This is a genomic window from Streptomyces sp. NPDC018019, assembly GCF_044327805.1.
Lineage (GTDB): Bacteria > Actinomycetota > Actinomycetes > Streptomycetales > Streptomycetaceae > Streptomyces.
Map to the genome: position 1 here is coordinate 22,824 of NZ_JBIRGD010000006.1, position 21,194 is coordinate 44,017.

The window sequence follows — 21,194 nt, forward strand, 5'->3', positions numbered from 1 at the left end:
GGTCGCATTCCCCCGTGCGGGAGGCAACCGGCCTCCAGCCCCCTGCCCGCTTGATGAGAGGAGAGCGGCGGTGAACCTGATCGCCCACGCCATCGCCGCCGTACAGCGCGGCTTCGCCGTCTTCCCGTGCAATCCCGCCGGGACGCGGTGCCCGCAGTCCGGCGACGTGATCGACAAGCAGCCGCACCTGCTCCGCCCGGACGCCCCGTACAAGATCCGGTGGAGCGAGGAGGCAACGTGCGACCTGGACCGGGTCATCGCGATCTGGACATGGTCCCCGGCGGCGAACATCGCCATCGCCTGCAAGCCGTCCGGCCTGCTGGTCGTGGACTGCGATGTCCCGAAAGACGGCACGGGGCCGGACGGCACGTACGCGCTGGTGGACCTGTGCGTCGCCCAGGGCGGCACGGTCGAGTCGCTGGACGCGACGCGCCATGTGGTGACCGGCAGCGGCGGGCTGCACCTGTATTACCGCTGGCCACACGGCGTGAAGGCGTCGCAGTCCTCGCCCGTCAAGGGTCTCGTGGACGTGCGCGGCAACGGCGGTGAGCACGGCGGCTACGTGCTCGCCGCCGGCTCGGTCACCACGGCCGGGACCTATACCGCCGACAACGCCTTTCCTGCCGCCGACGCACCGCCGTGGCTGGTGGAGCTGTGCCGGGAGAAGCCGCGCCCGGCCCGCCCCGCACCGCTGTTCGCGCAGCCGCGCGGCGCCAGCTCCGTCGCCGGACTGGTGCGCGCAGTCGAAAGCGCCCCGGACGGAGACCTCAACTCGATGACGTTCTGGGCGGCTCGCTCAGCCTGCTCCGACGGCATTCCGATTGAAGAGGCCGTAGCGCAGCTGGGCGATGCCTATGTAACGGCCAACGGCCGGGGTGGGGCGCGTCAGGCCGAATCCACGATCAGATCTGCCTACAGGAACCAGTCAAGAAAGGAGGGGCTTTGACGGCACAGGGGACGAGCGCTGAGCGGTCCCGGCTCCATTGCCTTCCCATAAGTTTTCGCCAGGCGTGTACGTGGATAGCGGAACATCACCGGCACAACAAGCCGCCGCGCGGGCATAAGTTCTCGATCGCCGCTGCGGATGAGGAAGGCACTGTCCACGGCGTGGCAATGGTCGGCCGCCCCGTGGCCAGAGCTTATGACAACGGCCGCACGCTCGAAGTGAACCGGACATGCACCGACGGTGCGTCTAACGTGAACAGCTTCCTCTACGCGGCGTCCTGGCGAATAGCTCGCGAGATGGGATATCTGCGCGTGGTGACGTACACGCAAGGTGACGAGCCTGGAACGTCTCTCGTGGCTGCTGGCTGGCGAGTAATCGGAAAGCGTCCGGCTCGCGGTTCGTGGCAAGAGAGCACGAAAGCCCAGGCACTCGTCAACATGCGTGACCCGAAAGGAAACGGCGGAGTTCCCAGGAAGGTCCGGGAAGTCCTGGCCTGGTAAGCGCTCCGCAATCAGCGAAGGAAAGAGGGACTGTGACCACATCCTGGAGGGCCATCACCCGCCTGACGGCATGGCTGGACGAACGCGACTCGATCAGCGACCGGGGCGAGTCCACCGCGCTGCGCATCCTGAAACTCTCCGAGGAAGTGGGGGAGGTGGCGGAAGCGTACGACGGGTACGCCGGACGGAAGCCGCACAAGGATATGGCGCGGCAGATCCTCAAACTGACGCAAAAGGCTGGCAAGGCAGTGCGGGCGTACATCGGCTACACCGGCCAGAATCCTCGCAAGGGCTTCACGCACACGAAGCATGACGTGCTGGAGGAACTGACCGACGTGGCGGTGACGGCACTGGTCGCCATGGAATCCCTCGCGCCGCTCGAAGCGGAGGCCGTGTTCCAAAAGCGCATCGAGAGGCTGTGCGAGCGCGTGCAGTGGAAGAGCGAGCGTGAGTAGTGGCTCTGAGCGAAATCGTCATCGCGGAGCTGAACGCCCGCATCGCCCAGCTCGAACTGCGACGGGCGCAGATGAACCTGAGCCTGCCCAGCGAGGGAGACGCGGCGAAAAGCCGCCGGTACCGCGAGCGGCGGCGCCTGGCATCGATGGCGGACGACTACCGCCGCCTGGTCGAACTCGCCCAAACGCACGGCTGACCCCGAAGGGGGGAGTCTCCATGGAAGACGTATGCCCCATCTGCGGGAAGAAGTTCCCGTGCCTGGACCACGCGAGCTGATGGCCAGGGCAAAGAAGAAGGCCGCACCGGACGCACACAACCTCGCCATTACGGCGAAGATCCGGGCGGACCTGGCGGAATGGAAACCGGGCCTGTGGGCGGAAACCGTCGCCTACGGGCCCGCATGCATATGCGGGCTCAGCGCCCGCTACCTCGAAGGAAACCGTGGATATACCAGGCACGGCATTCCTACCGGACGGTGCGAGAGGCACGGGAAAGAGCAGACATGAGCATCCGGGAATTCAACCGGAAAGCAAACCGGGCGCGGTGCGTGGAGGCGGCGCCGCGTTTCTGTGATCCGGGGCCGCGCTACTACTGCCCCGGCTGCGGGGAGGTGCAGCGCAGCTACGGCTCGCGGAAGACGGTGACGGGCAACCGCGTACAGAAGCACTGGCGCTGGACGGTGGCGGATGCCGGAGAGGGTGCCGACACCCTGACGCGCAGCGAGGTGCTGCGGCAGGTCCGCTGCGAGGGCGGGGCCATCGACCCGGTGAAGGACCGTGCGCCGTGAAGGGCCGCACTTTCGAAGACCTCGCCGGGGCGGAATGGGGCAGCGACGATGCCGCACCGCCGGTCCGGCGCTACGAGGCGACCGTGACCTTCGAGGACGCCGAGACCGGTGAGGAATGCGGCCAGGTCACCGCCACGGGCGGCGCCGCCTTCCTCGCCTTGGTCGTCCGCTCCACAGCCGACGCGTTCGAAGAGGACGGCACTCGGTGAGCGATCTCTACTACGCCTGCAAGAAGGGGCGTCCCGACAACGCCGTGTACGGCACGTGCCGCCACGAGGCGTGCCGGCCCGAGGGCCCGGTCTCCGCAGAACTGCTCCAGCTCTTTCCGGACGCGGAGCCCCCGGGTGCGCAGGAGCAGACCGACTTCGCTTCGCCGGCCGAAGCCGCGGAAGTCGTCGCCGCCTGCACGAGGCGGATCGCGACGCTCGGGCGCGCGGTAGAAGCCGCGCAGCACTCCATCTCCTGCTGGCAGCGCTCGCTGGAGCGCGATGCCGCAGAGCTGGACGGGCTCAGCCGCGAGTGTGCGTCCGCCATCGCCTTCATCACCCGAAGCACCGCCCCGTGAAAGAGACACACGCCATGATCCCTGCCTGGTCCCGCATCACGACCGCGGCAGCCGCCGTCGTCCTGACCGCGTCCTTCGCCGCGCTGCCCGGCGAGGCGCGGGCGGCGGCGCCGACGGCGGACGCCTGCCACACCACCGATTACAACCTGCCGCGCGGCGACTGCGGCAGCTTCCGGCAAACCTTCGCCGAGAACTTCAACGGCGACAGGGTGCCGCTGGGCTCCTTCTCCGACTGCGACCACAACGCCGACACCCGCCGGGCCTACTGCGGCGGCCTGAAGGGTGACTACCGGGCCAACTGGTGGGCGTACCCGCGGGGGTGGGAAGACACCGCGAAGTCCGGCGCCGACGGCAACGGCGGGCGGTCCGTCGGCGGGACGTACCACCCGGAGGACACGGTCAGTGTCGGCCCGTCAGCGAACGGCGACGGCCGCATGAACATCAACATGTGGCGGCCGGAGAGCGGCGGCGACATCCACTCCGCCGCCGTCGTGCCGAAGAAGGCGATGGAGCAGGCGTACGGGAAGTTCAGCGCCCGCCTGCGCGTCACCAAGCCGGCGCCCGGCTACAAGTCGGCGTGGCTGCACTACGGCAACGGCTGCGAGATTGACTACCCCGAGCAGAACTGGACGGACACGATCACCGGCTTCCATCACCCGTGTAACGGCGGCAAGCAGGGCTACTACCCGACCAAGGCCCGCTGGACCGACTGGCACACCGTGAGCACCGAGTGGACCCCGGACTCGGTCAAGTTCTACCTGGACGGCCGGCTCATCGGCCACGCGACCCGGGGGGTGGCATCGCAGCCGCTGTCCTGGATTCTCCAGAACGAGTCCGCCCTGTACGGCCCGTATGCCGCAGCGGGCAGCAGCGCCCGGATGCAGATCACCTGGGTGGCGACGTACGCGTGGAAGGGGAAGTGATGGACCAGCGCACGCGCGCCCACCTCAAGGCCGTCACCCAGGAGATGAAACGGCAGACCGATGACAGCGGCAGCTCTGCCCAGGTGTTCATATCCGGAATACTGACGGGGCTGGCCACGGCCGTACGCATCATGGACGGCGCCACGGCTGAGGACGCGCTCGAAACGGTGGACACGCAGCTCGCCGCCGCTGTCGGCCGCGCCTACCTCAGCGGCGACCTGCCCGACCGGCGCTTCATCAACTGACCAGCCCCGTCTGACCGGATCACCGGACGGCGGGGCTTCTTTGTGCCCTGAACAGGAAGGAACGCCATGAGCTACATCAACATCCATGCCGTCCAAGCCATCAACGGCAGTGACATCACCGCCGAACTCGGCCTCGATCCCGAGCCCGACCACTCACTGCGTGACGGCGAAGAGATCGTCGCCTGCGCTCGCATCCTGGACCTACTGGGTGATCTCAACAATGGCGAGGCACTCGTGATCACCAGGGAACTGTCGTGATGTCCCCCTCCGACCTGCTGGGCGCGGACCGGATCGTCTTCGGGCCGTTGCACATCGTGCGGCAGCGCCACCTGCCGCACCACCTGCCCGCCTGCGGGTGTCTGTGGTGCACGCCGCACTGCATCGGCTGCCGCCGCAGGATCACCGTGGATGCCCAGATCGCCTGGGACACGGACCCCTGGGAGCGGCCCGTCGCCCTGTGCGGCGGCTGCTGCGACGCGGCGGAGAAGGGGGCGGCATGAGCAGGGCCTCACGCTTCACCGCCGCATATGCCGTCCTGACGGCCGCGCACGAAGTAGCGGATCACATCGTCCAGCGGGACGCGGATGCCGTCGCCAAGGGCCGGGACGGCTGCGAGGGCAGGGCCGCGTGTCTCCGGCATGTCTCCAGCTACACCCTCACCCAGGCCTTCGCCCTTGCGGCAGCCGACCGCGGTCTCGGCCTGCGTCTGTCCTGGCGGTACGCCGCCGCGGGACTCGCGGTATCCGCGGTCACGCACTACGCCGCGGACCGGTCCGGCGGACGCTGGGACGAAGACCCGGAGAAGCAGCCCACGAGGCGGATGGTGCGCGCCGCACACGCGATCGGCAAGGGCAAGTGGCTGATGCGGGACCCGCAGGCCGGATACCGCTTCGACCAGGCGTGGCACAAGGGCTGGATCGCCGCTGCCGCGGCCGTCGCCTCCATGGGGCGCGAGGCATGACCCGCCCTCCGGCCGCGACGCGGATCACCGGCACGGGTGGCGACCTCCAGGTGCCGGGCCTTGCGACCTACACCAAGGATGTCGACTGGTTCGCGGTGGAGCGCGCTGCCAACGGGACGCTGGACCCGGGCGAACTCACCGGCGAGGAACGGCGCGAGGCGGCGCTGTTGATGCGGCGCCGGTACAGCAGGCGCGAGGTATCCGTCCGGCTCGGCATCTACGAGCGGCTGGTCCAGGAATGGGAGGAGGCGGACGCGTGAAAGCCCGCCGCGTAACCGACGGCATCCCGGCCAAGGGGGGCCGTCGGCGGCGCGGTCACGCCGTACCGCTGCGCGAGACGACGCCCGAGCAGTGTGAGCGGGTGCGCCTGCTCGTGGCGTCCCTCGCCCGCAGCGACGCGGACTGTGATCACCTGCTGGGCGCTCTGGGACTGGACGCCTCCGACACCGTGAAGGAAAAGACATGCACGAGACACCGCCCTGCCCGCACTGCCCCGACGGGCACACGCCGCCCGACGGCGGCAGCCAGCCGTGGGCCGCATGGCTGTCCGAAGCCCGTGACGGCGACGGGCAGCCGACGGTCATCCACGTCGCCCGCAGCGGCGGCGCGCACGTCGCCGAGTCCGACGCCCAGTGGCTGCGCGAACTGATCAACGACAGCGGGCGCCGGTACCGGAAGGCGACGAACCCCGTCGCCTTCGAGAACATCTCGATGGGTGACCGCATCAGCACTACGCCCCTGTGCCACGACATGGACATGCACCGCCTGGACGAAGATGCCGACGCCGGGACGCGCGCCGACATGGACGCCGGGAGCATCGGCCGGTGGCAGTGCTGGAAATGCGACTGCGAGGTCTACTCCGACGCGCAGGGAATCGTGACCGAGCCGCCGTACGACGCCTGCGGTGATCACGAGTGAGCGCCCGCGCCGCGCTGCTGAAGGCGCTGGCCGTGCGCGGCCCGTGGCGGCCCGACGGGCCGGACCTGGTCGCCGCGTTCGAGGCGGAGAAAGACGCCGGGACGCGCCACGGCATTGCCGCGCAAGTGCGCGGAGCCAAGGTGTGCGATCCAGCCGACGAGACGGAGAAGCACGTGAACGCAGTCCTCGCCAGCCTTGCCGACGAGAATGAAAGGGGACAGGGGTAGTGGACATCGTCTCTGACGAGATCCGACAAGAGCGCGAGAGGCGGGGCGAGCAGAATCACCCTGCCCTGACCGGCGATGCGACCGTGCAGTGCGATGCACGCGCCATGTTCGGCAGCTGGGCGGAGAAGTACCGCGCCAACAACCGCCGCGAGTTCGACCCCCGCGACACGGACCGCCGCCTGGACTGGACGGGAATCCTGCTGGAAGAGGTCTATGCGGCCCTGTCCGAATCGGACCCGGCGAAGATCCGCACAGAGCTGGTCCAGGTCGCCGCTGTCGCAGCCGCATGGATCGAGTGCATCGACCGCAGCGGCGAGTCAGTGCCGGGAGTTGAGGGATGACCAAGCGGACGGGGCGCCGCATCGGCGGCGATCCGCGCAGGGCGGGCGGGGACATCGCAGGTCCCGGCGGTCCGCGCGACCGCGACGCGGTGATCATCGACACCACAGACTCCGTGCTGCTGGACGCCACCAGCGTCTGCCTGATGGAGACCGGCAGCGGCCATGAAGTGGTTCTTGCTGCGCTGCTGGAGGGACGGATCAACCAGAGCAGCGAGCGCAGCCGCGTGCTGTACCTCATGAACAGTGACGGCGCCGCTGCGCTGGTCACCGAACTGCTGGCGCTGGCTTACCGCGTCGGACCCGAATTCGGCAAGACCCTGATCTCCCGTGTCCGCCGGCTCGTGGACGAAGGCGCCGCAGAACCGCCCGGGGGCAGCGACTGATGCGCCTGACCGTGAAGTCCGCCGGGCGACGGGTCGAGATCCGCATCAGCGGCGACTCGCCCGGGCTGCTGGCTGCGGCAGAGGCGTCGGCGCAGAGACTGCTGGACGCGCTGCCGCCCGAGACCGGGCGCCCGCCGTTCGGCTATGCCGTGAGCAGCGAGACCGAACGCGCAGAAAACGAGGACGATGAATCATGACAGGTCACCAGGGACCGCTGTCCGGCATCGAAGTCCGGGACCGCTGTCCGTACTGTCCGGGCGAACGGCTTGTTCCCCGGCACATGTTGGAACTGCACATACAGGAGAGGCACGCGACCGAGGACGCTGCCCTGCCAGGGCTGCACCCTCTCGCAGCGGTGATCGCGCGGACGCTGCGCAGTACGCCCGTGCCGCCTCACCTTCCGGAGGGCCTGGTGGCCCGGCTGGCCGTCGCAGTTGCCGTCTATCTGGACAAGCAGACCAGTGGCGACGCCCCCCACCGCTACCTGTCCACCGGCTGCCTGCACGGGGAGCACGGCTACTGCCAGTCCAGCACCGGCAGCAACGGCACCAAGGTCCCGGCTACTTGCAAATTCTGCGCGGCGCCGTGTGAGTGCCCGTGCCACCAGGCTTCAGACCTGCCCCGCGAAGGCGGAGTCGCCTGATGCCCCGCGTGATCCGCGTCCGCGGCGTCGAGACGGTCCTCGCCGCCGACGGCTGCGAGCCGTCTGAGTACGACCCGCAGTGCGGCTGGGAGCCCGGCTACCGTGCCGTCCAGGCCGGCCGCCGCCAGGTCAACGTCTTCCACGACGGGCCTGGCGAGGAAGGCGGCCTGGAGCAGTACACGGCCGAACTCCGGGCCACCGGGTTCCACGTCGTGGCCGACCAGATGCCCGGCGGCGGACGGCGCCGCCTGCATGTCACCCGCCCCTGACCCGTTACGGCGGCGCGGCGGCCTCCGCCCCGGTGATGACGAGCGGGGGCTTCGCTGACCGGGCGTCCGGCGGCCACTAGCGCACCGCACACCAAGAGCGCAAGGCCCCGTATTCCGGGCGCCTGTTCTATGCCACATTCGAAGAGCGGCCCCCGGCGGCGTTGGAGCGCCACCGGGGGCCTGACCGCACATCCTGAACCAACCAGGAGACGGCTATGAAAGATCATGTCATGCCCGTGCGCGGGCGGACCCTCCCCTTCACGCCACGTCCCGCCGCGAACAGCGGGGGGCGGGCCTGATGGGACTGCGCGACAAGGTCCGCGGCGCCGCGCTGGACGCCACCACCGGACGCAACGGCGAACCCGCAGCCTCGCTGCGCGCCACACAGTTGGCCACCGCCGCGGCGAGCGCGGCAACGAGCGCCGGTCACACGGAACTCGCCGCCGCGGCCGGAGCAGCCGCAGCGCTGATCGTCGCCGCGGACTGCGCCCGCAACCAGCCGCACGGCGGCGACGGGTACGCGACGTTCGATGACGAGGACGGCGCCGGATGAGCCTGCAATCCTCCGTGATGCCGTGGCGCGCCGTACTGGCGGCCCTGTCCCTGGCGGCCCTGGGTACCACAGGCTGGTCGCTGTACGTCGTCGGGCTGCACTTCAAGGCGCCGGAACTCGTGGCAGGGGCCACGGTCGCCGTGTTCGACGGCACCGCGTACGCCTGTCTGCGCCTCGCCTCCGAGGCGTCCGCAGCGGGGCGCTCCGCCGTCGGAGCGCGGCTCGCCACGCTGGTCAACAGCGGCATATCCGTCTACCTGAACTGCTTCCATGCTGACCTGATCGACGGTGGCGTGCAGGCGGCGCTGCTCTTCAGCGCCCCGACGCTGGCCCTGCTCGCCGTGTCCGAGCTGTCGTGGGCGGGGCCGCGCGCCGCCGCCCGCAAGGCCCTGGGCGAGATCCCCTTCAGGCTTCCGGCGTTCGGCGGCTGGGCATGGCTGCTCGCGCCGCGGCGCGCCGGACGCGCCGTCAGGGAGCGAGCACTGGACCACATCAAGAGCGCCGGACAGCCTGTCCGGACAGATCCGGGCAGGGAGCGGAGCGCCACGGACAGGCTGCGCGACCTCTTCGCCGGGTACGAGCCGGAGGACGCGATCCGCTTCGCCCACGAGTCCATGCCGACCGAGGGGCCTGCGGCGCTGGCAGAGGTGCTGCGCACCTACGGCGTCAATGTGGACGCCTTCCAGGTGGCGCTGGTCCTGAACGGCCGTCCTGCCGAGATCACGGTCGATCGTCCGGACACTGTCCGGACAGATCCGGACATGATCAAGGCAGCCGATCCGCAGACCGGGCCGACCAGGGCGGACATTGTCCGGACACTGTCCGAGCAGCATCCGGAGGGCATCACCGACGCGGTGCGGCAGCTCGTCGCCCGCGAGATCACCGACCGGGACGCGGTCGTATCGATCACGCGCGAGGTACTGGGTCCGGACACGAATCCGGACACGGTCCGGCGCACCTTCGACCGCGAGATCGGCAAGGCTGGCGGCCAGTTCGGGTTCCGCACATGAGCGAGCCGGCCGAACCTGCCATACGGCAGCAGATCGGCATGACGCATGACGGGCGGCCCCTGTACGCGTGGCCCGAGTCCGCGCCGCCCGTCCTCAACCAGCCGATCAAGGCGCACCCGTGGGGCGCGTACCTGGGGGGCGGGTGCCTCGTGCTCGCCGCCCTGGCCGTCGTGGCGTTCATCCTCATGGCCATCCTGATCGGCCTGTCCATCGCCCTGGCGGTGCTCGCCGTCGCTCTGGTCGCCCTGACCACCTGCGTCCTGGTGCTGCGCTCGGTGTGGCGCGACTACCAGCGCGAACGGTACTGACGGCCGCCTCCGTCCTTCGCGGCACGCCCGCGGGGGAGCGGAGGGGCCGGACAGACCGGGCCCGCACGCACCGGAAGGACCACCAGCCATGAGCGCAGCACGCCACTTCTTCGAGGACGGCGCCTTCCCGGGCGACCTGGAGACGGACATCCAGGACGACAACGCATCGGCGCACGGGGCGCGGCGCGACTGCGAGCGCCACGGACAGACCGAGATGGCGCAGCAGATGGGCAGGGCCAAGGACGAGTGTCTGGACGAACTGACCGATCTCAAGGGCGGCACGTGGCGCCCGAAGCACACCTGACCAGCTGCCCGCGTCGCCCCGGCCTGCTCCGGGGCGGCAAGGGGAGCCGGGACAGTCCCGCGCCCACGAGAAATGAGATGGCATGTGCAAGATCATTCCCCCTGGCGAGTGCCCGCAGTGCTACCACCACGGGAATTGCCTCCACAACCCCTGGTCCAGCGATTGCGAGCCGTCGAAGGGCGACTGCCAGCAGTGCATCGCCTGCAAGGCAGCCGGCCACCCCAACCTCGTGCCGAAGACCGAGTCCACCTGGTGGTGACGGCTGCCCGCGTCGCCCCGGCACCGGCCGGGGCGGCAAGGGGAGCCGGGACAGCCCCGGCATCGAAAAAGGAAGAGCCATGCCACGTAAGCGCGACTACAGCGGCATGAACGAACAGGAAACTGCACGACTCGGCGGTGGACGACCTGCGCTGCCAGAGCCGGGCCAGGGCCTGGGGGCTGAACGACCAGGCCGCACGGTTCAGCGACGCCGCGGACGACAAGGTGCGGGAGCTGAACGATCGGGTTCGCGCCGAAGAGGAAGAGCGGGAGACCTGATGGCCAAGAACGTCCGCAACGAAGCCGGCGCCGTCGAGGCCGACGACCTGACGCAGATCGGGTCCGCCAGCGGTGCGACGCACCTGGGCGACGGCGGCCGGGCCATCAGCACCGAGATCGACGGCGACGGCACCACCGTCATCAACGGCGACCACACGCACACCAACGTCAGTCACACCTTCAACAAGTAGGAGCCCTATGTACCTCTTCCGCCGCAACAACACCGACGACCCCGAGGGTCGCAAACTGACGGCCGCTCGCGACGCGCTCGCCAGCGACCCCGTCAACCGCGGCGACGGCACCGACACCAACCGCCCCTGAGAGGAACACCGTGCCCCTACCCCGTCAGCTCCCAGCTGGCTCTTCCCGCTCGCTCCTGATCCTCGACGCCTACGCCGACGCCCTGCGCGCTGCGGGTGAGGACGTGCAGGTCGTCTACAGCGCGCACGGCGACGTATTCAAGATCGTGCACCGGGCGGAGGGGTAGACCGTACCCCCGTCGTGCACCGCCTGACCCTCCGCCCGGCAGCCCCGCACGGACGGTGAGAGAAGCCGGGACAGCCCCGGCCGGAAGGAGACTGACCATGGCGAAGAACCGCGGCAACGAGGGTACCGACGTGTCGGCCTGCGCCCAGATGCGGATCGAGTCTGTGGATGCCCCCACCCACCTGGGCTCAGGTGACCAGATCAACGGCACCCAGATCAACGGTGACGGCGCCACCGTCATCAACGGCGACGGTGCCACCGCCGACATCAGCCATACCTTCAATGAGCAAGGCAGGACATGAAAGACACCCGCTACGAAGCCGAGGTCGACTTCGAACGCGCCGACGGCAGCCGCGTCACCTACCGCGGTGACGGCGTCGGGCCCGACGGCGAGAGCGGCGACCAGCTCCTGGACGGCGCCGAAGCCGCGGCGCTTGCCGAAGAGCCGGGCGCACATGTCATCGCTTCCCGGGTCCGGCACGCATGAGCTACAAGGACCCGCCACTGACGGCCTGGGAGAAGACCCGGCTCGCCTGGCTGGGCGCCCGGATGTGCAAGCGCGAGCTGCTGGCCGGCGAAGACGTATACCAGGACGACCTGCAAGACGAGTTCGACCAGATCCTCAGTGACGCCTGGGCACGCGCCGGGCGCTGACCGACATCCACAACGGCGAAGGAGCCGACCGTGGGCTACATGTACTACGAGGTCACGCGCCAGGACGGCGTGACGATCGAGGCCGGATACGGCGTACCGGCCGTCTGTGAGAAGGACGGCTGCGACGAAGAGATCAACCGCGGCCTCGGCTGCCTCTGCGGTGAGGTGCCCGGCGGTGACGAGTACGGCTGTGGCCGGTACTTCTGCGGCTGGCACCTGTACGGCGCTCCCGCTGACGAGCCCGGCGGCCGGTGCGCCGACTGCCGCGACCAGCGGCGCTGACACAGACACCAGGGGCGGCCATACCCCGCGAAGGTCACCGGCCGCCCCTGGTCCTCCTGCACACGAGCACAGGACTACACCAGCATGACGGACACCCTCACACCCGCGATACCCGCTGCCCGCACGCCTGCGCCGGAGACGGCGCGGGCGGTGGACCTGACCAAGCAACCTCCTCCAGCCCCCGGACCGCCACCGGAGCCGGAGGACGACGGCCGGCCTTCGCGGCCCGTCGACCCCCCGGGCCTTCCCCCACCCGGCGTCACCACCGTCAGGCGACGGCCCATCGTCGCGCCGTGGCTGAAGAACCGGCGCGACTTCCTCGCCGCAGCCCAGCGCTGCGGGGGGCACGTGCTGTACGCCTCGCTCTTCCACGGGCTGCGCGTCCCCGCCTACACCGCCCGCCTGGCCACCATGGCGCCGCGCGGCGCCGCGCGTCTGGTCACCTCGACCGGCCGCTGGATCTGGGACCGCGAGGCGGCGCCACTGCGGGGCGCGGCCGTACGCGATGAGGCGATCAGCGAGTACATGCTGCTCGCCCGCATCCGCAGCCACCGCGTCAAGCTGCGCGGCCTGGTGGCCGTCATCAGCGCAACGCTCGGCCTCGCCTTCGCACTGACGCTGCTGGTGATGGCGCCCGGCTGGCTGGCCGCCGCCGCGGCGGCGGGCGTGCTCGCGCTCGGCTATGCCGGGCAGCAGCCGGACGCGCCGGTCATCGGGCCGGCGGTCATGAAGACCGAGCTGGAGAAGCTGACCGGGTCGATCGTCCTGCGCGGCCTCGACTCGATCGGCAACGCCAAGATCAGCGCGGCCATCAAGAGGGGCCTGGGCGAGGACACGGGCCTGAAGTTCGTCTCGGAGATCTGCCGCGACGGCCCCGGATACCGCGCCGAGATCGACCTGCCGTACGGGGTGACGCCCGAGGACGTGATGGAGGAGCGGCAGGCGCTCGCCTCCGGCCTGCGGCGCAAGATGGGCTGCGTGTGGCCGTCCGGCGACCCGGACGAGCACGAGGGCCGGATGGTCCTGTGGGTGGGCGACAGGCCCATGAACGAGGCGAAGAAGCCGGAATGGCCGTTGTTGAAGTCGGGGCAGGTGGACCTCTTCGACCCAGTGGTCTTCGGCAACGACCAGCGGATGCGCTGGATGCGCGTCACGTTGATGTTCGCCTCGGTGATCATTGGCAGCATCCCCCGCATGGGCAAGACGTTCCTGATGCGCCTGCTGCTGCTGATCTGCGCGCTGGACCCCCGCTGTGAGCTGGACATGTTCGACTTCAAAGGCACCGGGGACTTCAGGACACTGATGCCGGTGGCGCACCGGTACCGCTCGGGCGAGGAGGACGAAGATGTCCTGTACTGCCTGGAATCGCTGAGGGAACGCAAGGCGGAGCTAAGGCGCCGCGCAAAAGTCATCAACTCTCTTCCGCACGACATCTGCCCGGAATCCAAGGTCACCTCGGCGCTGGCCGGTGACAGAAGCCTGGGGCTGCACCCCATAGCCATCGCACTTGATGAGTGCCAGGTCGCTTTCGAGCACGACCAGTACGGCGAAGAGATCGAGTCGATCTGCGCCGACCTGGTCAAGCGGGGCCCCGCGCTCGGCATGATCGTCATGTTCGGGACACAGCGCCCCGACAAGAAATCGCTGCCCACCGCGATCAGCGCAAACGCGATCCTGCGGTTCGCGCTCAAGGTCATGGGACAGATCGAGAACGACATGATCCTGGGCACGTCGATGTACAAAGCCGGGTACCGCGCGACGATGTTCTCCCGCGGCGAGAAGGGCATCTGCTGGATGTCCGGCGAAGGGGACGACCCGTCCATCGTGTGCGGCAGTTTCATCGATGCGCCGAAGGCCGAACTGGTCGTCGCGCGGGCCCGCAAGCTGCGCGAGGAGTACGGCAACATCACCGGCTACGCGATCGGCCAGCAGCCGGAGACTGGGGAGCCGGAGTACGACCTGCTCGCCGACATCCTCAAGGTCACCGGGGCAGATGAAGAGCGAATCTGGAACGAACGGATCGCCGCGCGGCTCAACTCCCTGAGGCCCGAGGTATACGGCGGCTGGAAGGGCGAGACGGTGACTGCCGCCCTCAAGCCGACCGCCGTCGTCGTCGACCAGCGGTGGGGGATCGCCGATGACGGCGAGGGCAGGAATCGGCGGGGCATCCTGCGTGCCGATGTCATCGCCGCCGTCACCAAGCGTGACGAGAAGAAGGCCGCGGCCTGAGCGTCGCCCGCCGCTAGGCCTAGCACCCCCCCACTGCTAGGTCTAGCACCCCCGCTAGCACCCGAACCCCACCGTAACCAGGCGTCTAGCACCTAGCAGCCGCCTTCCCGGGAAACGGGAAACACCCCACAGGAGACCCGCATGCTCCTTGTCCTCGTCGCTGCTATAGCGGTCCTCGCGATCGTCTTCGGCTACCCGCTGCTGTGCTACCTCTCGCCGCTCACCGCCTGCCGCCGCTGCGACGGCTGGGGTCACGCAACGAAGACCGGCCGCGACGGGCAGCTCAGGCGCGGCAAGGACTGCCGCCGCTGCCGCACGACCGGCAAGCGCGTCCGCATCGGCCGGCGCATCTACGAGCGCGCCGCCGAAGTCCACCGTCTCGGCTCGAAGTGACATGCGGCTGAGCGTCCGGCCCCCGTCCCTCACGGAGCAGTCCGCGGGGGAGCAGCGGCCGGACGGACCGGCTGACAGATCAAGGAGGCACTACATGTCCCGAGAGAGCCGCGCGACCGACGAGATGAGGGCCGCCGCCCTGCGCAACGACCTGCACCGCTACCGGCGGGAGGCGGATGCCGACACCGAATTCAGCGACGTTGTCGCCAACGGCATGACGCACGATGTCGGCTACCCGCCCGAGGGGCACGGCTACCCCGAGCAGGACTGACGCACCGTCCGCACACCGCCTCCGCCGGTCCGCCCGCCCGGCGAGGGCGTCCGCGTACCCGCACAGCAGAAGGAGACCCGCAATGAGCATCCGCGACAAAATCTTCGGCACCCGTGAGGCCATTGAAGCGCACCGCCGGGCGAGCGAAGACCTGGAGGCGCAGACGGACCCGGACAGCGACGAGTTCCTGGCCGCCAACGACCGCAAGGGCGAGACCGCCAAGGATGTGCCCTGGTTCCGCCGCTGACATCACCCGCACACCGCCCCTGCCGCGACCACCGCGGCAGGGGCGTCCGCATACCCGCACACCGGAAGGAAGAGCATGAGCACCCGGGGATTCCTCAGCTTCGCCGTCGATGGCGAGACCAAGACCTCGTACGTCCACCACAGCGCGCATCCGGAAGGTCTGGGACTGACTGTTCTCGCCTGGCTGCTCACAGCCGACTTCGCAGTCGCCAAGAGCGCCGCCCAGGCGCTGCGCGTCGTCAGCGAAAGCGACGAACCGACGGCACAGGACATCACCCGCCTGTGGCAGTACTACGACCCGAACGTCGGCGGGCGCTCGGAGCACCCGACCTGGTACCAGCTGCTGCGCGGCACCCAGGGCGATCCGGCCGCGATCCTGGACGCCGGAGTGATCGAGGATGCGTCCTCCTTTCCGGCCGAGTCGCTGTTCGCCGAGTGGGGCTACGTCATCGACTTCGACACCCAGGCGCTGGAGGTCTACTGCGGCTTCCAGGAAGAGCCCCACGACGAAGGGCGCTTCGCCGCCCTGGCTCCGACCGGGGACGGCTACTGGCCGGTGCGGCTGACCGTCTCCTGGCCGCTGGACGCCCTGCCGAGCGACGCCGTGTTCACCGACGACGTGGAGAGGGCGGAAGCCGGTGCCTGAGCACCTGCTCTGGCTCGCCGCATCAGTGGTCATCGGCGGCGCCGCGGGCTTCATCGTCTCCGCGTTGATGCCGTCCGGGCGCAGGCGCGGTCCGCACCGCCGCTGGTGGCGAAGGCATCCGCCCGGCCGGGCCGGCCGCAGCTTGGAGAGGAGCGCACCGGCCCCGCTCGCCGACGCCGTCACCGAGACCGTTCTGTACATCCCGGCACTGCCCGTCCCTGAGGGGGAGGAATGGACACCCACCGCATCTGCGCGCCGCTCGATCTCGAACTGATCGAATCCGACCGCAGCCTGACACCGCTCGACGCCGTGCTGATCTACGACAGCAGCGATCCGTTCGTGATCAGGCTGGACATCGACCAGGGGGAGTGCCCGGCCACTGTCTGGGCGCTGGGGCGTGACCTGCTGGCCGACGGCATCGGCTCAGCACGCACCGCGGGCAGCGGCGACGTGAAGATCAGGCGCTGCGACTCCCATCAGATCCACATCCGTCTGACCGCCTCCAGGGGCGAAGCGCGGCTCATCGCCTCATGGGACCAGGCGTACCGCTTCGTGCGGCAGACGTACGGACTCGTGCCGCGCGGATGCGAGGCCGACCATGTGGACATCGACGCCGAACTGCGGCTGCTCCTGGGGGAGGCAGCGTGATCATCACGGGTGCCGCCAGGATGGCGGACGCGCTGCGCGAGCTGGAAGAGCCCGGCTCCCGCGCCCGCAGGCAGGAACTGATCGCCGCCGTCGTCCACTTCGCCGAGGAGCGCCAGCGGCGCGCGTCGGCGCAGAAGATCATCGACAGCCTGGAAGCCCAGTACGCCAGCGGCATGTACGAGGCGGGGATGCGGCGTGCCGCATTCCTGACCTCGCCCGAGATCAGCCAGGGATGGGAGACGCAGTGAGCGCACGCGAGGAACTGTTCGAGGCGATGACCGGCGGCTGGCCGCTGGCACCCGGCGAAGCGGAGAGCGTGAACCGGATGATCGACGCCTTCCGCGCCGAGGTGCTCGGCGAGGCCGCCCCGCTGCTGGATGCCGTGTGCGAGAAGGAAGGAGAAGAGCGGTGTCCGGACGGGGGCGCCGTGATCACCCGTGACGACCAGTCCGGGACTCCGTACGTCGTCATGACCGGAAGCATTCCGCTCGGGACCGCCGCGTCCCTGGAGGCGGCACAGGCACACGCGGAAGCCGAGGCAACGCGGTACGGAACCACACGCGAACTCCGCTGGGACGTGCACTACGCCGGCTGCCGGCTGATGAGCCGTACCGGCGGGCGTGGCCGTTTCTCGTGGTCTCAGTACTGGGTCGCCGAGGTGCCCGTCATCGTCAGTGGAGGTGCGGCATGACCACCCGCACCCACCAGTCCGTACGGCTGGATGTGCTGCTGGCCGAAGCCCGCCGCACCCCGCACACGCAGATCACGTCCGGGTCGGCGATGCACCTGTACGCGCGGCTCGGCCTCGCCTGCCGACGGACCACCGCCCAGGGCGACCTGCGCGCCGCCGCCGCACGCGGTTGGCTCACCCCGCACGGACCCGACAACCGACGGCACTACACACTCAGGGGGAACCGTGACTGACCGCCTCGCACAGATCAAGGCCCGTGCCGAGGCGGCCACCTCGGAACCATGGCTGCTTCAGGAAGACGACGGCGATACGTTCCGGGCCCCCGCCTGGGAGATCGTGCACGCCCAGTCAGGACGCATGCTCGCGCGAGTACCAGACTGGGCTGTCTCTGACGCCGAGTTCATCGCCCATGTGCCAGCCGACGTGCCGTGGCTGGTCGACCAGCTGGAGCAGGCCCGGAGTATCGCCGTCGGGCTGGAGAACGAAGTGGCGCGGCTGCGGGGCCTCGTCGCCGACTTCATGGACCCCGACCCGTGCCACTACGACCACCACGGCTACTGCCAGGCGCACTCCTGGTTGCAGACCGATCCCGCCTGCCCCCACCGCCGGGCGCGCGAACTCGAAGGCGGTGCGGCATGAGCAGCCTGGACGCGGCGACATGGGGGTACTGCCCGCACTGCCGCCGGGAGGTCGAGACACGGCGTATGCGCGGCGTGCTGCGGCTGATCGGGCACCGGACGGGCGCCGCCTTCCCGAGTGACTGCGAGGGGTCACACGGCCCGCCCGGCGTGCCGCCCGGCGACGAGGCGGGCGACTGGTCGTGGGTGAGCACTGAGGAGCGCGAGGCCCGGGTCAGGGAGGTTATGCCGGGACCGGGCGGGGGCGGCCGGCACACGGCCGACTGGTACCTGGCCAGCCGGAGCATGGGCTTGCGGACGGCTGCGCCGGTGCGTCCGCCGGGGAGCCGGGAGCCGTGACCCTGCTGTGCAGGAAGGGCCTGCACGACCTTGACGACCCGGCGGTGGCCCGGACCGCGGCCTGCCCGTGCGGGTGCGCCCGGCGCTACTGCCTGCTGTGCCGTACGGCCGCGGAACGCGAACGCCGGGCACGCGCCCGGGAAGTGCGCCGCGGCCCCGTCCAGCTCGAATGGACGGGGCCGCGGCGGCTCTCGCGCTCGGGGCGCTACCAGCGGCGCAGGGGCCGCGGCGCCCCGCTCGGGCTGCGCACCGGCAGGCTGGCCTACCGGATCACGCCGCAGGAACGGCAGGTCCTGCAACTGCTGGCCGACGGACTGTCCGGCAGCGAGATCGCTGAGCGGCTGTGGCTGGCCCGGCTCACCGTCCGCGACCGGCTGATGAAGAACATCCGGCTGAAGTACGGCGTCGCATCGAACGCGGCGGCCGTCGCCCAGGGCCTGAAGCGCGGCGCGGTCCGGCCCGACCCGGCGGGGCGCAGGCTGCCGAGAACCAAGGCCGTGCGGGACGGGGCGCGGTCCGTCATCCGCCTGGTCAAAGGAGAGCGCCGGCCGCGGCACGACCGTTCGCGCGCTCTCCAGGCGATGCTGGACGGCCTGTACGCCTGGAGCGAGGCGCACGCCGTGAGCCTGCTGTGGTCGGCGGGGCACATCACCTCGCGCCATGTACCCCAGACACGCAACGCCTACCGGGGGGAGGGCGTGCGCACGCGAGCAGCGAAAGAGGCGGCATGACAGCGACGCAGGCCGGGGCGCAGTCCCCTTTTGCCCAGCCCGCACGGACCCTTTCCGGCGCGGCCCTCGAAGCCCTCGCCCAGGCGCGCGCCGCCGAGACGGATGACGCACGCTACGCCGCCATCGCCCTTCTGGTGCCCGACGGCCAGAAGGGCGAATTCGAGGAGCTGGTCAAACTCGCGGTGCACAGCGAGGCGGCGAAGGAACGGCGGGAGAAGGACACCGAGAAACGCCGCCTGCGGCTCCTGGAAGAAGCCCGGAAAGAATACGAACAGGAATGCACCGAACGCCTCACATCCAGCGAGGGCATGGCGGAAGCGGCGCAGCAGTTCGCCTCAGGAGTCATGGACCGTGACGGCATCCTCGCAATGCCGGAGGCCATTCCGCTCATCAATGACTTCCTGTGCCGCGAGCAGCTGTGCCGCATCTTCGGGCCGCCGAAATCGCTGAAGAGCTTCATCGCACTGGATATGGCCATGTCCGTCTCCACGGGGGTGAGATGGGCCGGCTACGGCACACACCGGGCCCGCGTGCTCTACGTCGTGGCGGAGGGCGCACGGGGCACCAAGCGGCGCATGGCCGCCTGGGAGCAGCACCACGGCGGCATGCTGTCCGAGGTGCGGTGGTATCCGAGGGCCGTCCAGATCGGCGACCCGGAGCAGATGCGGCAGCTCATCGCGTACTGCGCGGTGCTCGGGGTGGGCTTCGTCATCTTCGACACGCAGGCGCGCTGCACGGTCGGAAGGGAGGAGAACTCCAACAGCGAGATGGGCCAGATCATCGCCGCGCTGGACGCCCTGAAGGAAGCGACCAGCGCCTGCGTCCTGCTCGTGCACCACAGCGGCACGGAGGGCGGCAGGGGGCGCGGCGCAACCGCCTGGGACGGCGCGGTCGATGCGGAGTTCGAGGTCAGGCGCGAGGAGGGCTCGACCAGGGTGGTACTGCGCACCCGCTTCCAGAAGGACATCGAGGAAGCCCCGGAGATCGCCCTGGAGGGGGTCAGGACAGGAGAGTCGCTGGCCTTCCAGCCCGAAGGGGACACCCCGCCGCCTCCGGTCGAAATCCTGGTCACGGACAAGCAGGCGATGGCACTGCGCGCGGTTTCGGAGTTCGGGGAGATCGGCGTTGCCGTCACGGGCATCGCCGCGGCGCTCGGACTGACCTCCAAGGAACGCAACTCCATGGGCACCCGCGTCAGCGCGCTGCTGGAGAAAGGCTTCCTCAGGAAGGTCAGCGGCACCGCCCGGTACGAGATCACCTACCACGGCAGGCGGCAGCTCGACGCGATCACCTCCGCGCTGCGCAGCGAGACGCCGGCGGAACCGGAGCCGGACCCGGAACAGCCCGGACTCGACATCGATACGTGATCGTGTCGTGCCCGTCGTGAGTCCGTCGTGCCCGTGTCGTGGATGCGGCACGACGCCTCGGACCGCCCCCGGGCGTCGTGGATGCGTCGTGCCCGTCGTGCCCTGTCGCGGCCGAATCCACGACATATCCACGACGCCGGTCGCGACGGGGGTGCGACAGGCCCCGGAACGGGCCGGATTTTGACATGACGACCAGCTATGTCAATGGCCTCTGAGCAGGTGTGTCGTGACCTCATTAGCACCCTGACCTGCGATGTCGTGGATGTGTCGTGGATTTCAAGATCATGTCGTGCCGTTTGTCGTGGATTCGTCGTGCCCTGTCGTGAGGGTGTCGTGAGTACTGCAACGCTCTGACCAGCGACGTCGTGAGTCGTCGTGAGCGCGTCTTGTTTTTTCAAGGTCATGTCGTGTCGGGGTGGGGGGTCTAGGAACTAGACCCCACCCACGACAGACCCGACAGGACAGGAGGAAAAGAAAGATCCAATGCAAGGTCATCTCATAGACACAGAGATCAAACTGGCCACCTGCAACCGCTGCGGAAGCTACGTGTTCGCATGCCGTGTCTCCGGCGTCGCAACGGCAGCGGATCCCGAACCGCTGGACGGAGAGTCCTACCGCGCCGCGCTGATCGCCGGGCGCCGGACCTATGACGTGATGACGCAAGCCGCTGGGCGGCCCTGGAAGCTGATCGCGCGGA

47 protein-coding genes are annotated in these 21,194 nt (G+C 69.6%); all 47 read left to right on the forward strand.

The features are described from left to right. The first annotated feature begins 70 nt into the window (after nt 1-70). A complete protein-coding gene (locus ACH4FX_RS12095; RefSeq protein WP_398477790.1) occupies nt 71-946 on the forward strand; it encodes a bifunctional DNA primase/polymerase in 876 nt (291 codons plus the stop codon). Beyond that, on the forward strand, nt 943-1,446 hold the full coding sequence (locus ACH4FX_RS12100; protein WP_398477792.1) for an XF1762 family protein: 504 nt from the start codon (nt 943-945) through the stop codon (nt 1,444-1,446). Before ACH4FX_RS12095 ends, ACH4FX_RS12100 begins: the two co-directional genes overlap by 4 nt. Nucleotides 1,447-1,478: 32 nt before the next feature. Then, the gene (locus tag ACH4FX_RS12105) at nt 1,479-1,901 is read left to right on the forward strand and encodes a MazG-like family protein (RefSeq protein ID WP_398477794.1); all 423 of its coding nucleotides are present in this window, start codon (nt 1,479-1,481) and stop codon (nt 1,899-1,901) included. After that, nucleotides 1,901-2,098, forward strand: coding sequence for a hypothetical protein (locus tag ACH4FX_RS12110; protein ID WP_398477796.1), 198 nt, complete (start codon nt 1,901-1,903; stop codon nt 2,096-2,098). Before ACH4FX_RS12105 ends, ACH4FX_RS12110 begins: the two co-directional genes overlap by 1 nt. Nucleotides 2,099-2,404: 306 nt before the next feature. Beyond that, nucleotides 2,405-2,689: a hypothetical protein gene (locus ACH4FX_RS12115; RefSeq protein ID WP_398477797.1), complete on the forward strand. Its 285-nt coding sequence runs from the start codon at nt 2,405-2,407 to the stop codon at nt 2,687-2,689. Next, entirely contained in the window at nt 2,686-2,898 is a 213-nt protein-coding gene (locus tag ACH4FX_RS12120) for a hypothetical protein (protein WP_398477799.1), read from the forward strand. The genes ACH4FX_RS12115 and ACH4FX_RS12120 overlap by 4 nt, the downstream gene beginning before the upstream one ends. Continuing rightward, nucleotides 2,895-3,254 (forward strand): hypothetical protein, encoded by a 360-nt coding sequence (locus tag ACH4FX_RS12125; RefSeq protein WP_398477801.1) that lies wholly within the window; start codon nt 2,895-2,897, stop codon nt 3,252-3,254. The genes ACH4FX_RS12120 and ACH4FX_RS12125 overlap by 4 nt, the downstream gene beginning before the upstream one ends. A 14-nt stretch (nt 3,255-3,268) precedes the next feature. Next, the gene (locus ACH4FX_RS12130; RefSeq protein ID WP_398477803.1) at nt 3,269-4,177 is read left to right on the forward strand and encodes a glycoside hydrolase family 16 protein; all 909 of its coding nucleotides are present in this window, start codon (nt 3,269-3,271) and stop codon (nt 4,175-4,177) included. Continuing rightward, nucleotides 4,177-4,422, forward strand: a complete 246-nt coding sequence (locus ACH4FX_RS12135; protein ID WP_398477804.1) for a hypothetical protein — start codon at nt 4,177-4,179, stop codon at nt 4,420-4,422. The genes ACH4FX_RS12130 and ACH4FX_RS12135 overlap by 1 nt, the downstream gene beginning before the upstream one ends. Nucleotides 4,423-4,488: 66 nt before the next feature. Beyond that, nucleotides 4,489-4,680 carry a hypothetical protein gene (locus ACH4FX_RS12140; protein ID WP_398477806.1) on the forward strand — a complete coding sequence of 64 codons (192 nt, stop codon included), beginning with the start codon at nt 4,489-4,491 and terminating at the stop codon, nt 4,678-4,680. After that, nucleotides 4,680-4,922, forward strand: coding sequence for a hypothetical protein (locus ACH4FX_RS12145; RefSeq protein ID WP_398477808.1), 243 nt, complete (start codon nt 4,680-4,682; stop codon nt 4,920-4,922). The genes ACH4FX_RS12140 and ACH4FX_RS12145 overlap by 1 nt, the downstream gene beginning before the upstream one ends. Further along, the gene (locus ACH4FX_RS12150) at nt 4,919-5,383 is read left to right on the forward strand and encodes a hypothetical protein (RefSeq protein ID WP_398477810.1); all 465 of its coding nucleotides are present in this window, start codon (nt 4,919-4,921) and stop codon (nt 5,381-5,383) included. The genes ACH4FX_RS12145 and ACH4FX_RS12150 overlap by 4 nt, the downstream gene beginning before the upstream one ends. After that, nucleotides 5,380-5,643, forward strand: a complete 264-nt coding sequence (locus tag ACH4FX_RS12155; protein WP_398477812.1) for a hypothetical protein — start codon at nt 5,380-5,382, stop codon at nt 5,641-5,643. The genes ACH4FX_RS12150 and ACH4FX_RS12155 overlap by 4 nt, the downstream gene beginning before the upstream one ends. A 202-nt stretch (nt 5,644-5,845) precedes the next feature. Continuing rightward, nucleotides 5,846-6,301 carry a hypothetical protein gene (locus ACH4FX_RS12160; protein WP_398477814.1) on the forward strand — a complete coding sequence of 152 codons (456 nt, stop codon included), beginning with the start codon at nt 5,846-5,848 and terminating at the stop codon, nt 6,299-6,301. After that, nucleotides 6,298-6,528, forward strand: a complete 231-nt coding sequence (locus ACH4FX_RS12165; protein ID WP_398477815.1) for a hypothetical protein — start codon at nt 6,298-6,300, stop codon at nt 6,526-6,528. The genes ACH4FX_RS12160 and ACH4FX_RS12165 overlap by 4 nt, the downstream gene beginning before the upstream one ends. After that, a complete protein-coding gene (locus ACH4FX_RS12170) occupies nt 6,528-6,869 on the forward strand; it encodes a hypothetical protein (protein WP_398477817.1) in 342 nt (113 codons plus the stop codon). Before ACH4FX_RS12165 ends, ACH4FX_RS12170 begins: the two co-directional genes overlap by 1 nt. Beyond that, nucleotides 6,866-7,252 carry a hypothetical protein gene (locus ACH4FX_RS12175; RefSeq protein ID WP_398477819.1) on the forward strand — a complete coding sequence of 129 codons (387 nt, stop codon included), beginning with the start codon at nt 6,866-6,868 and terminating at the stop codon, nt 7,250-7,252. The genes ACH4FX_RS12170 and ACH4FX_RS12175 overlap by 4 nt, the downstream gene beginning before the upstream one ends. After that, nucleotides 7,252-7,449, forward strand: coding sequence for a hypothetical protein (locus ACH4FX_RS12180; RefSeq protein WP_398477820.1), 198 nt, complete (start codon nt 7,252-7,254; stop codon nt 7,447-7,449). The genes ACH4FX_RS12175 and ACH4FX_RS12180 overlap by 1 nt, the downstream gene beginning before the upstream one ends. After that, entirely contained in the window at nt 7,446-7,895 is a 450-nt protein-coding gene (locus ACH4FX_RS12185; protein WP_398477822.1) for a hypothetical protein, read from the forward strand. The genes ACH4FX_RS12180 and ACH4FX_RS12185 overlap by 4 nt, the downstream gene beginning before the upstream one ends. After that, nucleotides 7,895-8,164 (forward strand): hypothetical protein, encoded by a 270-nt coding sequence (locus tag ACH4FX_RS12190; protein WP_398477824.1) that lies wholly within the window; start codon nt 7,895-7,897, stop codon nt 8,162-8,164. The genes ACH4FX_RS12185 and ACH4FX_RS12190 overlap by 1 nt, the downstream gene beginning before the upstream one ends. 298 nt (nt 8,165-8,462) lie before the next feature. Beyond that, the gene (locus tag ACH4FX_RS12195) at nt 8,463-8,717 is read left to right on the forward strand and encodes a hypothetical protein (protein ID WP_398477826.1); all 255 of its coding nucleotides are present in this window, start codon (nt 8,463-8,465) and stop codon (nt 8,715-8,717) included. Further along, complete coding sequence (locus ACH4FX_RS12200; protein ID WP_398477828.1) at nt 8,714-9,727, forward strand: hypothetical protein; 1,014 nt, start codon at nt 8,714-8,716, stop codon at nt 9,725-9,727. The genes ACH4FX_RS12195 and ACH4FX_RS12200 overlap by 4 nt, the downstream gene beginning before the upstream one ends. Further along, nucleotides 9,724-10,035 (forward strand): hypothetical protein, encoded by a 312-nt coding sequence (locus tag ACH4FX_RS12205; protein ID WP_398477830.1) that lies wholly within the window; start codon nt 9,724-9,726, stop codon nt 10,033-10,035. The genes ACH4FX_RS12200 and ACH4FX_RS12205 overlap by 4 nt, the downstream gene beginning before the upstream one ends. Nucleotides 10,036-10,123: 88 nt before the next feature. Then, nucleotides 10,124-10,339 carry a hypothetical protein gene (locus ACH4FX_RS12210; protein ID WP_398477831.1) on the forward strand — a complete coding sequence of 72 codons (216 nt, stop codon included), beginning with the start codon at nt 10,124-10,126 and terminating at the stop codon, nt 10,337-10,339. Between the two features lie 82 nt (nt 10,340-10,421). Continuing rightward, nucleotides 10,422-10,598, forward strand: a complete 177-nt coding sequence (locus ACH4FX_RS12215; RefSeq protein WP_398477833.1) for a pRL2-8 — start codon at nt 10,422-10,424, stop codon at nt 10,596-10,598. Nucleotides 10,599-10,735: 137 nt separating this feature from the next. Then, nucleotides 10,736-10,876, forward strand: a complete 141-nt coding sequence (locus ACH4FX_RS12220) for a hypothetical protein (RefSeq protein WP_398477835.1) — start codon at nt 10,736-10,738, stop codon at nt 10,874-10,876. Further along, nucleotides 10,876-11,067 carry a hypothetical protein gene (locus tag ACH4FX_RS12225; RefSeq protein ID WP_398477837.1) on the forward strand — a complete coding sequence of 64 codons (192 nt, stop codon included), beginning with the start codon at nt 10,876-10,878 and terminating at the stop codon, nt 11,065-11,067. The genes ACH4FX_RS12220 and ACH4FX_RS12225 overlap by 1 nt, the downstream gene beginning before the upstream one ends. 7 nt (nt 11,068-11,074) lie before the next feature. Further along, nucleotides 11,075-11,197: a hypothetical protein gene (locus ACH4FX_RS12230; protein ID WP_398477839.1), complete on the forward strand. Its 123-nt coding sequence runs from the start codon at nt 11,075-11,077 to the stop codon at nt 11,195-11,197. Nucleotides 11,198-11,207: 10 nt separating this feature from the next. Beyond that, nucleotides 11,208-11,363 (forward strand): hypothetical protein, encoded by a 156-nt coding sequence (locus ACH4FX_RS12235; RefSeq protein WP_398477841.1) that lies wholly within the window; start codon nt 11,208-11,210, stop codon nt 11,361-11,363. A 97-nt stretch (nt 11,364-11,460) separates the two neighbouring features. Next, a complete protein-coding gene (locus tag ACH4FX_RS12240) occupies nt 11,461-11,664 on the forward strand; it encodes a hypothetical protein (protein ID WP_398477843.1) in 204 nt (67 codons plus the stop codon). Then, the gene (locus tag ACH4FX_RS12245; protein WP_398477844.1) at nt 11,661-11,849 is read left to right on the forward strand and encodes a hypothetical protein; all 189 of its coding nucleotides are present in this window, start codon (nt 11,661-11,663) and stop codon (nt 11,847-11,849) included. The genes ACH4FX_RS12240 and ACH4FX_RS12245 overlap by 4 nt, the downstream gene beginning before the upstream one ends. After that, nucleotides 11,846-12,016 (forward strand): DUF6257 family protein, encoded by a 171-nt coding sequence (locus ACH4FX_RS12250; protein ID WP_398477846.1) that lies wholly within the window; start codon nt 11,846-11,848, stop codon nt 12,014-12,016. The genes ACH4FX_RS12245 and ACH4FX_RS12250 overlap by 4 nt, the downstream gene beginning before the upstream one ends. 30 nt (nt 12,017-12,046) lie before the next feature. Next, nucleotides 12,047-12,298, forward strand: coding sequence for a hypothetical protein (locus ACH4FX_RS12255; protein ID WP_398477848.1), 252 nt, complete (start codon nt 12,047-12,049; stop codon nt 12,296-12,298). A gap of 84 nt (nt 12,299-12,382) precedes the next feature. Continuing rightward, the gene (locus ACH4FX_RS12260; RefSeq protein ID WP_398477850.1) at nt 12,383-14,527 is read left to right on the forward strand and encodes a cell division protein FtsK; all 2,145 of its coding nucleotides are present in this window, start codon (nt 12,383-12,385) and stop codon (nt 14,525-14,527) included. A gap of 141 nt (nt 14,528-14,668) precedes the next feature. After that, nucleotides 14,669-14,920: a hypothetical protein gene (locus ACH4FX_RS12265; protein WP_398477852.1), complete on the forward strand. Its 252-nt coding sequence runs from the start codon at nt 14,669-14,671 to the stop codon at nt 14,918-14,920. A gap of 94 nt (nt 14,921-15,014) precedes the next feature. Next, a complete protein-coding gene (locus ACH4FX_RS12270; RefSeq protein WP_398477854.1) occupies nt 15,015-15,191 on the forward strand; it encodes a hypothetical protein in 177 nt (58 codons plus the stop codon). 82 nt (nt 15,192-15,273) lie between these two features. Continuing rightward, a complete protein-coding gene (locus ACH4FX_RS12275; protein ID WP_398477856.1) occupies nt 15,274-15,438 on the forward strand; it encodes a hypothetical protein in 165 nt (54 codons plus the stop codon). Between the two features lie 75 nt (nt 15,439-15,513). Further along, the gene (locus ACH4FX_RS12280) at nt 15,514-16,083 is read left to right on the forward strand and encodes a hypothetical protein (RefSeq protein WP_398477858.1); all 570 of its coding nucleotides are present in this window, start codon (nt 15,514-15,516) and stop codon (nt 16,081-16,083) included. Next, on the forward strand, nt 16,076-16,357 hold the full coding sequence (locus ACH4FX_RS12285; RefSeq protein ID WP_398477860.1) for a hypothetical protein: 282 nt from the start codon (nt 16,076-16,078) through the stop codon (nt 16,355-16,357). Before ACH4FX_RS12280 ends, ACH4FX_RS12285 begins: the two co-directional genes overlap by 8 nt. Continuing rightward, nucleotides 16,315-16,731: an SsgA family sporulation/cell division regulator gene (locus tag ACH4FX_RS12290; RefSeq protein ID WP_398477861.1), complete on the forward strand. Its 417-nt coding sequence runs from the start codon at nt 16,315-16,317 to the stop codon at nt 16,729-16,731. Before ACH4FX_RS12285 ends, ACH4FX_RS12290 begins: the two co-directional genes overlap by 43 nt. Further along, on the forward strand, nt 16,728-16,979 hold the full coding sequence (locus tag ACH4FX_RS12295) for a hypothetical protein (RefSeq protein ID WP_398477863.1): 252 nt from the start codon (nt 16,728-16,730) through the stop codon (nt 16,977-16,979). The genes ACH4FX_RS12290 and ACH4FX_RS12295 overlap by 4 nt, the downstream gene beginning before the upstream one ends. Beyond that, nucleotides 16,976-17,422, forward strand: coding sequence for a hypothetical protein (locus ACH4FX_RS12300; protein WP_398477865.1), 447 nt, complete (start codon nt 16,976-16,978; stop codon nt 17,420-17,422). The genes ACH4FX_RS12295 and ACH4FX_RS12300 overlap by 4 nt, the downstream gene beginning before the upstream one ends. After that, the gene (locus ACH4FX_RS12305) at nt 17,419-17,655 is read left to right on the forward strand and encodes a hypothetical protein (RefSeq protein WP_398477867.1); all 237 of its coding nucleotides are present in this window, start codon (nt 17,419-17,421) and stop codon (nt 17,653-17,655) included. Before ACH4FX_RS12300 ends, ACH4FX_RS12305 begins: the two co-directional genes overlap by 4 nt. Then, nucleotides 17,648-18,061 (forward strand): hypothetical protein, encoded by a 414-nt coding sequence (locus ACH4FX_RS12310; RefSeq protein WP_398477869.1) that lies wholly within the window; start codon nt 17,648-17,650, stop codon nt 18,059-18,061. The genes ACH4FX_RS12305 and ACH4FX_RS12310 overlap by 8 nt, the downstream gene beginning before the upstream one ends. Next, the gene (locus tag ACH4FX_RS12315; RefSeq protein WP_398477871.1) at nt 18,058-18,399 is read left to right on the forward strand and encodes a hypothetical protein; all 342 of its coding nucleotides are present in this window, start codon (nt 18,058-18,060) and stop codon (nt 18,397-18,399) included. The genes ACH4FX_RS12310 and ACH4FX_RS12315 overlap by 4 nt, the downstream gene beginning before the upstream one ends. Beyond that, the gene (locus ACH4FX_RS12320; protein WP_398477873.1) at nt 18,396-19,130 is read left to right on the forward strand and encodes a LuxR C-terminal-related transcriptional regulator; all 735 of its coding nucleotides are present in this window, start codon (nt 18,396-18,398) and stop codon (nt 19,128-19,130) included. The genes ACH4FX_RS12315 and ACH4FX_RS12320 overlap by 4 nt, the downstream gene beginning before the upstream one ends. Continuing rightward, on the forward strand, nt 19,127-20,497 hold the full coding sequence (locus ACH4FX_RS12325) for an AAA family ATPase (RefSeq protein ID WP_398477875.1): 1,371 nt from the start codon (nt 19,127-19,129) through the stop codon (nt 20,495-20,497). Before ACH4FX_RS12320 ends, ACH4FX_RS12325 begins: the two co-directional genes overlap by 4 nt. Nucleotides 20,498-21,194 lie beyond the last annotated feature (697 nt).